This is a genomic window from Pseudomonas sp. RIT623 (assembly GCF_004519305.1).
GTDB lineage: Bacteria > Pseudomonadota > Gammaproteobacteria > Pseudomonadales > Pseudomonadaceae > Aquipseudomonas.
Map to the genome: position 1 here is coordinate 1 of NZ_SOZA01000063.1, position 14,095 is coordinate 14,095.

The window sequence follows — 14,095 nt, forward strand, 5'->3', positions numbered from 1 at the left end:
AATCGCCAATAATCTCCCCTCGCCACCGCCAGGTCTGCGCCAATGCCCCGCCCAATTATCCTGCCCCTCGCCGAGAACTACCGCCATGGCGAGCATATCGCCCCGCACTGTCACGATCGTGCGCAACTGATCCATGCCATCAGTGGGGTGGTCACGGTCAACGCCAGCGAAGGCAGCTGGGTGGTTCCGCCAGGGCGCGGGGTCTGGGTTCCGGCGGCGGCCGAGCACGAACTGCGCATGGCCGGCGTGGTGCGCATGCGCACGCTTTTCGTCGACCCTGCCGCGCGCCCCGACCTGCCACATCAGTGCCAGGTGATCGAGATCTCAGCGCTGTTGCGCGAGCTGATCGTGCGGGCCATGGACATCCCCTGCGACTACCCGGCGCAAGGCCGCGAGGCGCGGATCATGCAACTGATCCTCGATGAGATCCGCGTGCTGCCGGTGTCTGCCCTGCATGTGCCCAGCCCGCGTTCGGCGCAGTTGCAGGCGCTGTGCGAAGCCTTGCGCCAAGCCCCGGCCGAGGCCTGGAGCCTGGCCCGCGCCGCGGCCCACAGTGGCCTGAACCCGCGCACCCTGACCCGCGCCTTCCAGCGTGAAACCGGTCTGAGCCTGGTGCAGTGGCTGCGGCGCATGCGCCTGCTGGCCAGCCTCGATGCCCTGGCGGCCGGACAATCGGTGCTGGCAGTGGCGCTGGACTTGGGCTACGACAGCCCCAGCGCGTTCAGCGCAATGTTCCGCCGCACCCTTGGGGTGTCGCCCTCGGTCTATTTCGGCAGGGCCGCCGAGCGCTGGTAAGCCAGAACCGATTGCTGCTCCCAGCTCCCCCCCAGCGCGGCATAGAGGTTGACCTCGGCCAGCAACTGGGCCAGGCGGTCGTTGATCAAGCCTTGCTGGGCGCTGAACAATGAGCGCTGCGCGTCGAGGAAGGTCAGGCTGCTGTCGATGCCGTTGCGGTAGCGGTTTTGCGCCAGGTCGTGGTAGCGCTGGCTGGCCGCCACCAGGTCGCGCTGGGCCTGCAACTGGCTCTGGTAGGTGCTGCGCGCGGCGAGGCCGTCGGCGACTTCCTGAAACGCGGTCTGGATCGATTTCTCGTAACGCGCCACTTGCATGTCCTTCTGCAGCTTGGCGTAGCCCAGGCTCGCGCGCAGGCTGCCGGCGTTGAACAGTGGCAGGTTGATCTGCGGCTGGAACAGCCAGGTGCCGGAGCCGGTGTCGAACAAGTCGGCGAGCTGGCGACTGCTGCTGCCGGCATTGGCGGTCAGGCTGATGCTTGGGAAGAACGCCGCCCGCGCCGCGCCGATATTGGCGTTGGCCGCCTGCAACTGGTACTCCGCCTGGCGGATGTCGGGGCGTCGTTGCAAGAGGTCGGCGGGCAGGCCTGCGGGCAGGCGGGCAATCTGTTCGTCGGCCAGGGCCAGGGCCATGGCCGGCAGGTCGTCGCGCACCGCGATGCCGACCAGGCGCTCAAGTTGGTTGAGGTCCTGGGCGGCCAGGCGGGTGTAGCGGGCTACCGCGGCGCGGGTGCTGTCGACGCGCGTGGTGGCCTGGATCTGGTCGAGCGCCGACAGCGTGCCGGTGCGGCGCTGACGCTGGGTCAGGCGCAGGCTTTGTTGATCGGCTTGCAAGGTCTGCTGCGACAGTGCCAGCAGCTCCTGGTCGGCGCGCCAGGTGAGGTAGGCACCGGCAACGCTGGTGATCAGGCTCAGCTCGGCGCTGCGCCGGGCCTCGTCGGTGGCCAGGTAGTTGAGCAGCGCCTGGTCGCTGAGGCTGCGCAGGCGGCCGAACAGGTCGAGCTCATAGGCGCTGATGCCAACGGTGGCCGACTGCTGGCTGCTGATCATGCCGTCGCCCCCGGTGCGCCGGCGGGGCAGGTACTGGCGAGTGCCCTGGGCGTTGGCGGAGATCTTCGGCAGCAATTCGGCGCGCTGGATGCGGTACTGGGCGCGGTAGGCCTCGACGTTGAGCACGGCCACCCGCAGGTCGCGGTTGTTGGCCATGGCTTTGGCCAGCAACTGGCGCAGGGCGGGGTCGTGGAACACCGCCTGCCAATCGCGGGGCAAGGCCGTGGCGGCCGGGCCATCCTGGTAGGCGGCGCCAGCGGGGTATTGGCCTGGCGCGGGCGAGGCCGGGCGTTGGTAGTCCGGCGCCAGGGTACAGCCGGCCAACAGTGTGGCCAGCAGGGGCAAGGTGATTCGCGGCATGGCGGGTCTCGGCGGTCAGCGCCCGGCCAGCCAGCGGGCCAGGCCGTGACGGCCACTGACACCCAGCTTGGCCGTGGCGCGCTTGAGGTAGGTTTCGATCGAGCTGTTCTTGACGTGCAGGCGCAGCGCCAGTTGCGGCACGGTGTCGCCGGTCAGCAGGCCGATACAGACCTCCTGTTCGCGGCTGGACAGGCGAATGGCCTCCTGTTCGAGGCGGTCGGTGAACAGTTGGCGCAGGGTGCCCGCTTCATCGGGCAGTAGTTGCCCGGGGCGGCGCTGGCCGGCCGAGTGGAGTAGCTGCGCGTGGTGTTCGACCAGGGGCAGCAGGGTGTCCGACAAGGTCTTGAGCAGTGCCAGCTCGGCCAGGGAGAACGCGCGCTGGCTCGGCTGGCGAAAGCAGCAGATCACCCAGCGGCGGTTGCCGCTGCGCGAGACCAGCTTGCATTGGTGGGCATCGCCCTGGGCGCCCACCGGGGTGTTGATCTGGATCAGCAGTGGATCTTCCATGCGCATGATGCTCTGCAACAACGGATGGCGCAGCGGCCGTGTGTTGACGGCCTGCGCATGGCCGGCGCTGCCCAGCGCCTTGACCGCCTGGATGCGGGTCTGCTGGCTGTCGAGGGTCCATTCGCTGAGGTCGAGCCGATGCATTGGTACCAGGTCGCCAACCAGCTCGAACATCTGCTCGGCAAAGGTGCTGTCGCCGGTGCTGGCGACCAGCGCGCCCAACTGCAGGTACAGCAGCGGGTCGTGGCGGTGTGCGGGGCTGTCGGTCAGCTTCATGTGCTTTCTTCCTTGATTCGCTAACGCTGCGGGTGGGGCTCGCGGGCGCTTCCTCTCTGCGGGGCGGGTTTGGCGGTATTGAATAGCAGGCTCCAAGCCTGCGTCTGTAATGGAAACCGGGGACAGCAAATGCCATTTTTCGCGCCGGGAAAAGGCGTCTGGGTTGCCGGTGGCTGGGCGCTTGCCTGTCGGTTTGTCGGACGATTTCCGCCAGAAAGCCACTGGATCGCGGGTAATGGCGACCACAAGCGCTGCGGGTAGGTCGTGGCGGGTGTTGCAGGGTGGCCAATGTCCTACAAAAAAATCAGTGCGTTTGTTCGGTGCTTTAGGCGATGAGCAACTGCTCAGATCGAATGGCGCGCTGTCCGGGTTTGTCAGGCCATACAGGCGCCCCAAGCCGATGCTTGAATACGCCGATAACCCCGTTTCAAGGATGAAGTCCCATGTTCGCCGCCGACAGCTTTGCCCTGACTTGCGCCCAGCGCGACATCTGGCTGGACCAGTTGAGCCACGGCGACTCTCCGCTGTACAACATCGGCGGCTACGTCGAACTGCCAGGAGCGCTCGACCCGGCCCGGCTGCGCCAGGCACTGGCACACCTGGTGCGCATGCATGATGCGCTGCGCAGCGTGCTGGTCGACGACCCGGCTGGCAGCGGCCTGCCACGTCAACGTTTCGTCGACGCCCTGGTGGTGCCCCTGAGCGAGCACGATGTGCGCGGCGAAGACGACCCGCCGGCCGCCGCGCAACGCCTGATCAAGGCGCAGATGCGCCAGGCGTTCAGCCTCGACCAGGGCCCATTGCTGCGGGTGGCGCTGATCCGCCTGGCCGACCAGCATTATCGGCTGGCTGCCCAGGCCCACCACCTGATCCTCGATGGCTGGGGCTTCGAGCAGTTCTTCCAGCAACTGGGGCAGTATTACGGGCTGCTCGAGCAGGGCTTGGCGTTGCCGGTTGCAGCGCCTTCCTACCGCGCATACATCGATGAAGACCACGCCTACCAGGGCTCGGCCCGCGAGCAGCGCGACCGTGACTACTGGTTGGCGCGCTACCGCCAGCTACCCGACGCCTTGCTGCGCCCGCGCAAACGCGCGGCGGCCGGCGCATCGCCGAGCCAAGCGTGCGCGCAGCCGTTCGATGGGCAACTGCTGGCGCGCATGCAACAGCTGGCCAGCACGCAGCAGGCCTCGGTGTTGCACGTGCTGTTGGCCGCGCTGCATGTCTGCTTCACCCGCAGTGCCCAGCGTGACGACTGGGTCGTGGGCCTGCCGCTGCGCAACCGGGGCGGCGCCCGGCACAAGGCGACGCTCGGGCTGTTCGCCCAGGTCAGCGCGCTGCGCATGGATTTTGGTCGCGAACTGAGCTTCGCCGCCTTGGTCCGCGCCATCGCCGACGCGTTACGCCGTGATCTGCGCCATCAGCGCCTGCCGGTCAGTGAACTCAACCGCGCCTTGGGCCTGCTGCGCGAGGAGCGCGCGCAACTGTTCGAAGTGACGGTGTCCTACGAGGAGGAGGGCAGCGACCTGCGCTATGGCGCCTTGCCGGCGCATACGGTTAAGGTCAGCAACGACCACGAACCCACGCCGTTGTCACTGTACCTGCGCAGCAATCGCCACAACGGCAAGGCCTGGCTGCACCTGGTGCACAACCTGGCCTGGCTGGACAGCGACGAAGTACAGGCACTGGGCGAACGCCTGTTGTGGGTGCTGGCCCAAGGGGTGGCGCAGCCGCAGCGCAGGGTCGAGGCCTTCGACATCCTGTTGCCGGCCGAGCAGCAGTTGCTCGAACGATGGAACGCTACCGCCACCAAGCCCCCGGCGCAGTGCCTGGTGCACCGCCGTATTGAAGCCCAGGCCGCCCGCCAGGCGGATGCCGTGGCCGTCGAGCAGCAGGGTCGCCAACTGACCTACGGCGCCCTCAACCAGCAGGCCAACGCACTCGCCGCGCGACTGATCGACCTGGGCGTGGGGCCCGAGCTGCGCGTGGCGGTGATGGCCCGGCGTGGGCTCGACACCCTGGTCGGCTTGCTGGCCGTGCTCAAGGCTGGCGGCGCCTATGTGCCCATCGACCCGGCGCATCCGCGCGAGCGCCTGGACTACCTGTTGCAGGATTGCGCGCCGCAGGTACTGCTGACCCAGTCCGACCTGCGCCAACGCCTGGGCGCTTGCGAGCTGCCGGTGATCGAACTGGACCGCCTGGAGCAGACCGCGCCGGCGCTAGCCAACCCGCAGGTGCCGGGCCTTGCCGGCGACAGCCTGGTCTATGTGATCTACACCTCCGGCTCCACCGGCCAGCCCAAGGGCGTGATGGTCGAGCAGCGCATGCTCGCCAACCTGGTGGATTGGCACTGCGAGGCCTTCGATGTGCGCGCCGGCAGCCATGTATCGAGCCTGGCCGGCTTCGGTTTCGATGCCATGGCCTGGGAAATCTGGCCAGCATTGTGCGCCGGCGCGACCCTGCACCTGGCGCCGGTGGGCGAGGGCAGCGAGGATATCGACGGGCTGCTGCGCTGGTGGCGCGCCCAGCCCTTGCAGGTGAGTTTCCTGCCCACCCCGGTGGCCGAACATGCCTTCGCCCAAGGCCAGCCGCACCCGACCCTGCGCACCTTGCTGGTGGGTGGTGATCGCTTGCGGCGCCTGGCCCGTGAACGCGGCTATCAGGTGGTCAACAACTATGGGCCGACCGAGGCGACGGTGGTGGCCAGTTCGGGGCGGGTCGAGGCCGGGGCGCCGCTGCATATCGGTGGCGCGATCGCCAACACCCGCTTGTACGTGCTCGATGAGCGCCAGCGCCTGCTGCCGATCGGTGCTGTCGGCGAGCTCTATATCGGCGGGCTGGGGGTTGCCCGGGGCTACCTGAACCGGCCCGGGCTGAGCGCCGAGCGCTTCATCGACGACCCGTTCGCCACCCAGGCCAAGGCACGCCTTTATCGCACCGGCGACCTGGTGCGCTGGCGCGCTGACGGCACCTTGGATTACCTGGGGCGCAACGATGACCAGGTGAAGATTCGCGGCGTGCGGGTGGAACTGGGCGAAATCGAGGCGGCGCTGGCCAGCCACGAGGCTGTGCGCGAGGCGGTGGTGCTGTTGCGTGACGGGCAACTGGTGGCCTGGTTCCTCGATGCCGTGCCCACCAGCCCGCTGGCCTTGCACCAACACTTGCGGGCCAGGCTGCCAACGGCCTTGTTGCCATCGGCCTATGTGGCCGTGGCGAGCTGGCCGCTCACCGCCAATGGCAAGCTTGACCGTCGCGCCTTGCCGGCGCCGACCATGGACGCCCAGTTGCGCCGCGCCCACGAGCCGCCCCAGGGGCCGCTCGAACAACGCCTGGCGGCGCTGTGGGTCGAGCTGTTGCAGGTCGAGCGAGTTGGTCGCCAGGACCATTTCTTCGAGCTGGGCGGCCATTCGCTGTTGGCGGTGCAGTTGATCGAGCGCATGCGCCAGCAGGGCCTGCAGGTCGATGCCCAGGTGTTGTTTGGCCAACCGACCCTGGCCAGCCTGGCGGCTGCCGTCGACACGGGCAAGACTGAACTGATACCGGCCAACCGGGTGCCCGCGGGCTGCGCGCGGATCACCCCCGAACTGTTGGCCCTGGCGGCCTTGGACCAGGCCGCCATCGAGCGTATCGTCGCCACGGTGCCCGGCGGCGCGGCCAATGTGCAGGAGATCTATCCGCTGGCCCCGCTGCAGGAGGGCTTGCTCTACCACCACCTCACCGAGGCCCGCGATCCCTATCAGCAGGACGCCTTGTTCAGCTTTGCCAGTCGCGAGGACCTTGATGTCTTCAGCCGGGCGCTGGAGCAGGTCATCGCGCGCCACGATATTCTGCGCACAAGCCTGGCCTGGGAGGGCCTGGAGCAGCCGCAGCAGGTGGTCTGGCGCCAGGCCAGGTTGCCACTGACGGTGCTCGACGCAGCGCCGGGGGCTGCCGTGTCGGCGTTGCGCGCCGAGGGCCAGGCACTGGACTTGCGCGTGGCGCCGATGATGGCCCTGGCTTGCGTCGAGGACCAGGGGCGTTGGCTGGGCTTGCTGCGTTTCCACCATCTGGTCAATGACGCGGTGTCGGTGCAGGTGCTGCTCCATGAACTGCGCGCGATGATGCTCGGCCAGGCGGCCACGTTGCCTGCGCCCGTGGCGTACCGCAACTATGTCGCCCATAGCCGCGACCCGGCTCGTCAGGCCAGCCATGAGGCGTTCTTCAACGCCAGCCTGGCCGGTGTCGAGGCCCCGGCGCGGCTACCGGGGATGGGCGAGGGCGGTGCGCCGGACAGCCGCGCGGTCACGCTCGCGACGCCGTTCGCCGCCACGCTGCGGCGCCTGGCGCGCGCGCAGGATGTCGGCCTGGGCAGCCTGCTGCACCTGGCCTGGGCTCAGGTGCTGGGGGCATTGCGCGGGCGTGACGAGGTGGTGTTCGGCAGCGTGCTGCTGGGCCGGGTGATGGCCGGCGAGGGTGCCGACCGGGCGCTGGGCATGTTCATCAATAGCTTGCCGCTGCGGGTGAGGCTGGGCGGATGCAGTGTAGGCCAGGCGTTGGCGGCGACCCATGCGCAACTGGCTGCCTTGCTGGCCCATGAGGATGCGCCCCGAGTGCTGGCCCAGCGTTGCAGCGGTTTGCCGGCTGGCGTGGCATTGTTCGACAGCCTGCTCAATTACCGTCACGGACCGGCTGCCGAGCGCCTGGCATTGCCGGGCGTGACGCTGGAAGAGGCCAGCGAGGTACACAGCCACCCACTGGTACTGACCGTGGACGATGACGGCGATGCCCTGCGCCTGGCCGTGCGTGCGCCCCGCGAACTGGGCGCGGCGCGGGTGCTGGGGCATGTCGAGTGCGCACTGCAGGCCCTGGCCGCGGCGTTGGCGGACGACCCGGCACTGGCGCTGGACAGCTTGAGCACCTTGCCCGCCGACGAACGCCGCTACTTGCTGGACACGCTCAATGACACCGAGGTGGCGCTGGACCCTGGCTGCCTGCACCTGCCTGCCCTGTTTGCCGCCCAGGTGCGGCGCACGCCGGATGCCGTGGCAGTGCAGGGCGAGGACGCTCAGCTCAGCTACCGCGAGCTGGAGGCCCAGGCCAACCGCCTGGCCCATCACCTGATCGGCCTGGGGGTAGGGCCGGACCTGCGGGTCGCGGTGTGCATCGAGCGCGGCGCGCAGTTGCTGATCGGCCTGCTGGGCGTGCTCAAGGCCGGCGGCGCCTATGTGCCGCTGGACCCCGGCTACCCCGATGAACGCCTGCACTACATGCTCGCCGACAGCGCCCCAGTGGCCTTGCTGGTGCATGGCGCCACGCGGGGGTTGTGGGCCGACGTGGCGACGCCGATGGTCGACCTCGACCGCGCCGATTGGCAGGCTCACCCCACGCAGGCCCCGGCGCTCGAGGCGCTGACCGGTGAGCACCTGGCCTACGTGATGTACACCTCGGGCTCCACCGGCACGCCGAAAGGGGTGATGGTCGCGCATCGTGGCCTGTGCAACCTGATGCACTGGGGCTCGAGCCTGTGCCCGCCGCAGCCCGACGGCGCCTTGCTGCAACGGGCGCCGTTCAGCTTCGACGGTTCGGTGTGGGAGCTGTTCTGGCCCCTGTGCGCCGGCCTGCGCCTGGTGCTGGCGCGCCCTGACGGGCACCGCGACCCCGAGTACCTGGTGCGGCTGATCCAGGCCCGGCGGGTGAGCATCGTCAAGTTCGTCCCGGCCCTGCTGCATGCCTTCCTCGATGCGCCAGAGGTGGCGCAGTGCAGCAGCCTCACCGACATCTTCTGCGGCGGCGGCGAGCTGACCCTGGCCCTGGTCCAGCGTGTGCGCGAGCGTTTGCCGCAGGTGCGCCTGCATAACGTCTACGGCCCCACCGAGGCCACCGTCGACAGCACCGCCTGGACCCTCGAGGCGGATGCGCCGCTGCCCCTCGGCGCGCCGCCGATCGGCCGGCCGATCGGCAACACCCGGCTGTACCTGCTTGACGCCCAGGACCGCCCGGTGCCGCTGGGTTGCACTGGCGAGCTGCACATCGGCGGTATCGGCGTGGCCCGGGGCTACCTGGGCTTGCCGGTGCTGCAGGCGGCGCGCTTTATCGCCAGCCCGTTCGTGACGGGCGACCGGCTGTACCGCACCGGCGACCTGGTGCGCTATCGCGCCGATGGCGAGTTGGAGTTCCTTGGGCGCAACGATTTTCAGGTCAAGCTCAACGGGCTGCGGATCGAACCGGGCGAGCTCGAGGCGCTGCTGGTGGCCCATCCGGCGTTGGACCAGGCCGTGGTGCTGGTGCGCGACGAGCGCCTGGTGGCCTACGTGACCTGCCGCGAAGGGCAGGCCGCGCCGACGCTGGAGGCTCTGCGCAACCACCTGCTGGCACGCGTGCCAACCTACATGGTGCCGTCGGCTTATGTGGTGCTCGGCGCGTTGCCGCTGAGCCCCAATGGCAAGGTCGACCGTAATGCCTTGCCGGCGCCCGGGGTGGAGGCGGTGATCAGCCGCGTCTATGCAGCGCCTCGGGATGCGCTGGAGCAGACGCTGGCACAGATCTGGAGCGAGGTACTCAAGGTCGAGCAGGTAGGGCGCGACGACAACTTCTTCGAGCTGGGCGGGCATTCGTTGCTGGCGGTCAGCCTGGTGGCGCGCATGCGTCAGGCGGGGTTGCATGCCGATGCGCGGATGTTGTTCAAGCAGCCGACCCTGGCGGGGTTGGCGGCGCATACGCAGCGCCAGGTGCAGCAGGTGGACATTCCGCGCTCGACGGTGCCGGGGTTGGGCGGGCGACGGCGGATTTGAAGGGGATCCGGGTTACATGGGTGAGTCTTGAACGGGCGTTTGGGTGGCGCGATGCACGCCACGAGCGCGCGTAGGCGCGATACGGTGTGTCGGTGCACATTCCCCCACCGTTGATCGCAGGCGTGCCTTCCAGGCGGCAACGGGGACTAGACTGCGGTTAAACCCTGAAACCCCGCAGGCCCCCATGTCCCCCAAGAACCTTGTCTGCCTCTGGTACGAAAACGACGCCGAGGCTGCCGCCAACTTCTACGCCAGAACCTTTCCCGACAGCCGCGTGACTGCTGTGCACAAGGCACCGGGGGACTACCCAAGCGGCAAGGAAGGCGACGTGATCACCGTTGAGTTCACCGTGATGGGCATACCCTGCCTCGGCCTCAACGGCGGCGACAGCTTTCGCCACAGCGAGGCGTTTTCGTTCCAGGTGGCGACCGACTCCCAGGAAGAAACCGATCGCTACTGGAACGCCATCGTCGACAACGCAGGCCAGGCCAGCGTCTGCGGCTGGTGCAAGGACAAGTGGGGGCTGTCGTGGCAGATCAGCCCGCGCATCCTCACCCAGGCCGTGGCCGGTAGCGACCGGGCGGCGGCCAAGCGCGCCTGGGAGGCGATGATGAGCATGGGCAAGATCGACATTGCCGCCATCGAGAAGGCGCTCAAGGGCTGAGGGTACGACACGCCAGTTTCAACTTTCGCCATACATCCAGCGCATCAGCGAATGGCGCCCGCCGATCCCCAGCTTGATCGCCGCGCGCCGCAGGTAGCTCTCCACGGTATTGACCTTCAACTGCAAGCGTTCGGCCTGCTGTGGTGCCGTGTGCCCGGCCAGCAGCCCCCGGCATACCTGCATTTCGCGCTCCGACAGGGCGATGCCGGTCTGGCGCAAGCGCTCGACGAAGCGCTGTTCGAGGCTTTCGGGTTCGCTTGCCTGGGCCACGGGCGGCTGCAAGGCGCTGATGTGTTTTTCCAGCATGGGCAACAACAACGGCGAGATATCCTCCAGCCGGCTGCGCTCGGTGGCGGAGAAGCCGTAGCGCGGATCGGCGCGCAGCACGGTGATTTCGTAGTGGTAGCCATCCTTGCGCCGGGCCAGGCGCAGGCGTGCCGGGTCGTCGAAAACGTCGCTCGGCTCGCCGGCGCTGAACACCGTCTCGCTGAGCAGCGTGGCGTCGGCATGGGCGCAGCAGGCAGGGGCCACCCGCAATTGGCGGATATGGGTGGCGTCGATGGTCAGGTGAGTCTGGATCAGGTCGTGCAGGTGCCGGGGGAAGTGGCGGCTGCCGGTACTGGCTATGACTTTGCCGATCTGCGGAAACAGCAGGTGCGAATTCATCGTGTCATCCATGAGGTACGGTGGTACGAAAGGCCATGCACGCCTGTAGCCAGCATCCTTGGCTGGCGGCGGGGCCGTTGGCGCTGCTTGCTATCCTAGTACAACGATTGAGTGACGGTTAAATGAAGCTGGAATAATGGCATAACAATATCACTTGCGCCCGTGCGTCACAGTCGCCCATGCACTCGGGTATGATGCGAGCCCTTTCCCCAACGAGGCCCGCCCCATGTCCCTGAGCACAGCACAGATCGGCGAATTCCGCGCCTTCGCCGAACAGCTGGCCGATGCCGCCGCCCACGCGATCCAGCCGTATTTTCGCGCCAGCCTCGAGGTCGAGGACAAGGGCGGGCGTCTGTACGATCCGGTCACCGTGGCCGACAAGGCCGCCGAGGACGCCATGCGCGCGCTGATCCAGGCGCGCTACCCGCAGCACGGCATTCTGGGCGAGGAGCAAGGAACGGTAGCGGGCAGTAGCCCGCTGCATTGGGTGCTCGACCCCATCGACGGCACCCGCGCCTTCATCACCGGCCTGCCGCTGTGGGGCACGCTGATCGCCCTCAACGATGGCCAGCGGCCGGTCATCGGCGTGATGAACCAGCCGTTCACCGGCGAGCGTTTCGTCGGCACGCCCGAAGGCGCCTGGCGCAGCGGTACGCGGCTGAAAACCCGCGCCTGTGGCGAGCTGGCCACAGCCACGCTGATGTGCACCACCCCGGACATGTTCGACACGCCAGGGCGCAAGGCGGCCTTCGAGCAGGTGGCCGGCCAGGCCCGGCTGATGCGCTACGGCGGCGACTGCTACGCCTATTGCATGCTGGCTTCGGGGTTCGTCGACGTGATTGTCGAGGCCAGCCTGCAACCTTACGACGTGCAGGCGCTGATGCCGATCATCGAAGGGGCGGGCGGGGTGATCACTGCCTGGGATGGCAGCACCGCGCAGAACGGCGGTTGCGTGGTGGCGTGCGGTGATCCGGCGCTGCATGCGCAGGTGGTGGCGATACTGCGTCACGCCATGTAACACCCGGTACCATCGCACTTTTTCGCATTTGTGCGTTCTATGCATGGCCAGGTCGCGGCGATCCCCGTTGCGGCCGACCCTTGCTACCGGTGCCGATGGCTGTACGACGACTTGCCCTGATCCCCCCACGCCTGCTGCTGGCGGCCACCGTGGTTGCCTTGAGCGGCTGTAGCCAGCAGCAGGGCAGCGACCTGCTCACCCAGCTGCGCAATGGCAAGCCTGACGAGCTGTTCCAGACCAGTGTCGACCGCATGGCGACGCTGGCCATGCGCGACAACCTGCAGAGCCTGTATCTGCTGATGAACAAGCTGTACCTGCGCAACCCCAGCCAGTGGAAACAGTCCGGCTATCTCGACGCCACTACCGCCGCGCGGCAGATCCGCATTGCCATCGAGCAGCGCCAGCCGTTGCCGCAGTTGGGCGAGCGCCGCGACCTGGCGGCCTTGAGCTATGCCCTGAGCCCGGAGTTTCGCGGCGACCGGGTCGGCGCGTTCATCTATGCCATCGGCAGCATGCTGGTCACTGCCCACGGCGGGCGTACCGAGTTCTACATGACCGACGCCATCGACCCGCTGTTCATCAACAACGCGGCGCGCAATATCGAGAAGGCCACCTGGATGCTCAGCCAGCGCCAGGATGCCAACGGGGTGTTGTTGCTGTTCTCCAACGAGATTTCCGAGCAGGGCAGCAACCTGAGTTTTGCCGTGGAATTCGGCAAGGTGGTCGCGCGCCTCGACCTGCTGGCGCAGATGCTCGATGAGCGCTATCGGCGCATTGGCCTGAACTATGCGCAGAGCCTGTTGCTGATGAACTTCCTGCCGGTGCAGTGAGCGGGTCTGCTAGCGGCCGTAACCGCCGTAGGAGCCGGCTTGTCGGCGAACACCGGCAATCCACCGTGGCGCCTGGTTCGCCAGCAAGCTGGCTCCTACGGGGCGGGGTGCGCCGCAAACCTGTAGGAGCCGGCTTGCCGGCGAACAGCGAGGCTCCGTGGCGCCTGGTTCGCCAGCAAGCTGGCTCCTACGGGGCGGGGTGCGCCGCAAACCTGTAGGAGCCGGCTTGCCGGCGAACAGCGAGGCTCCGTGGCGCCTGGTTCGCCAGCAAGCTGGCTCGTGCACTCAAGCCACATCGACCAGGACGATCTCGCTGTCTTCCAGCGCGGTCACTCGCAGCACGCTTTCCTGCTCGATCGCCACGCCGTCGCGGGCCTTGGCCTGCACGCCGTTGATCTCGACCCGGCCCTTGGCCGGCACCAGGTAGCCACGGCGCCCCGGGTCGAAGGTGTACTCGGCGCTTTCCCCAGCCTTCAGGGTGGCAGCCACCAGGCGGGCATCGGTACGGATGCGCAGGTTGCCTTCATCCTCCGCACGGCCGCTGGCAAGGGTCACGAAACCTTCGCCACGCTCCCCCTTGGGGAAGGGCCGGGTGCCCCAGGACGGCGCAGCGCCAAGGTTCTCGGGAATGATCCAGATCTGGAAGATCCGCGTATCAACCTGCTCCAGGTTGTATTCGCTGTGCACGATACCGCTACCGGCGCTCATCACCTGCACATCACCGGCCTCGGTGCGGCCTTTGTTGCCCAGGCTGTCCTGGTGGGTGATGGCGCCTTCGCGGACATAGGTGATGATTTCCATGTCGCGGTGCGGGTGTGGCGGGAAGCCGGCACCGGCAGCGATCAGGTCGTCGTTCCAGACCCGCAGGTTGCCCCAGTGCATGCGCGCCGGATCATGGTATTCGGCGAACGAGAAGTGGTGATGGGCGTCGAGCCAGCCGTGGTTGGCATGGCCGAGGCTTTCGAAGGGTCGCAGTTGCAGCATGATGGTGCTCCTCTGAATCTGTGGAATGGGGCCATGATGGGTGTTTGAAAGATCGAAAAAAAGCGTAAATATCGACTTGGTTTGATCTAATTAATAGATTGTTATGAGTTCGACGCTACCTGCGGTTCATCGCCTAATCCCATGATCCATAAGCATTCGCTGGCGCTTTGCGGCGGATCAGG

General features: G+C 67.6%; 9 protein-coding genes. 5 read left to right on the plus strand and 4 right to left on the minus strand.

The window, feature by feature from the left end:
- Positions 1-42: 42 nt before the first annotated feature.
- Positions 43-795 (plus strand): helix-turn-helix transcriptional regulator, encoded by a 753-nt coding sequence (locus E3U47_RS24335; RefSeq protein WP_134694121.1) that lies wholly within the window; start codon positions 43-45, stop codon positions 793-795.
- Here the strand turns inward: E3U47_RS24335 and E3U47_RS24340 are convergent.
- Both E3U47_RS24340 and E3U47_RS24345 read right to left on the minus strand, forming a co-directional pair.
- Positions 765-2,201, minus strand: coding sequence for an efflux transporter outer membrane subunit (locus E3U47_RS24340; RefSeq protein ID WP_134694122.1), 1,437 nt, complete (start codon positions 2,199-2,201; stop codon positions 765-767). The two genes, E3U47_RS24335 and E3U47_RS24340, sit on opposite strands and share 31 nt — an antisense overlap.
- 15 nt (positions 2,202-2,216) lie before the next feature.
- Positions 2,217-2,984 (minus strand): helix-turn-helix transcriptional regulator, encoded by a 768-nt coding sequence (locus E3U47_RS24345; protein ID WP_134694123.1) that lies wholly within the window; start codon positions 2,982-2,984, stop codon positions 2,217-2,219.
- 443 nt (positions 2,985-3,427) lie between these two features.
- Here E3U47_RS24345 and E3U47_RS24350 point away from each other — a divergent pair, with 443 nt between their 5' ends.
- On the plus strand, positions 3,428-9,751 hold the full coding sequence (locus E3U47_RS24350) for a non-ribosomal peptide synthetase (protein ID WP_134694124.1): 6,324 nt from the start codon (positions 3,428-3,430) through the stop codon (positions 9,749-9,751).
- Positions 9,752-9,935: 184 nt separating this feature from the next.
- Positions 9,936-10,415 (plus strand): VOC family protein, encoded by a 480-nt coding sequence (locus E3U47_RS24355; RefSeq protein ID WP_134694125.1) that lies wholly within the window; start codon positions 9,936-9,938, stop codon positions 10,413-10,415.
- 18 nt (positions 10,416-10,433) lie between these two features.
- On the opposite strand, the gene E3U47_RS24360 is transcribed toward E3U47_RS24355, so the two are convergent.
- Positions 10,434-11,081 carry a helix-turn-helix transcriptional regulator gene (locus E3U47_RS24360; protein ID WP_134694126.1) on the minus strand — a complete coding sequence of 216 codons (648 nt, stop codon included), beginning with the start codon at positions 11,079-11,081 and terminating at the stop codon, positions 10,434-10,436.
- A gap of 226 nt (positions 11,082-11,307) precedes the next feature.
- On the opposite strand from E3U47_RS24360, the gene hisN reads away from it, so the two are divergent.
- On the plus strand, positions 11,308-12,099 hold the full coding sequence (gene hisN, locus E3U47_RS24365; protein ID WP_134694127.1) for a histidinol-phosphatase: 792 nt from the start codon (positions 11,308-11,310) through the stop codon (positions 12,097-12,099).
- Positions 12,100-12,194: 95 nt separating this feature from the next.
- A complete protein-coding gene (locus E3U47_RS24370) occupies positions 12,195-12,929 on the plus strand; it encodes a hypothetical protein (protein WP_134694128.1) in 735 nt (244 codons plus the stop codon).
- Positions 12,930-13,214: 285 nt separating this feature from the next.
- Here the strand turns inward: E3U47_RS24370 and E3U47_RS24375 are convergent, their stop codons facing one another.
- Positions 13,215-13,913, minus strand: a complete 699-nt coding sequence (locus tag E3U47_RS24375; RefSeq protein WP_134694129.1) for a pirin family protein — start codon at positions 13,911-13,913, stop codon at positions 13,215-13,217.
- Between the last annotated feature and the right edge of the window lie 182 nt (positions 13,914-14,095).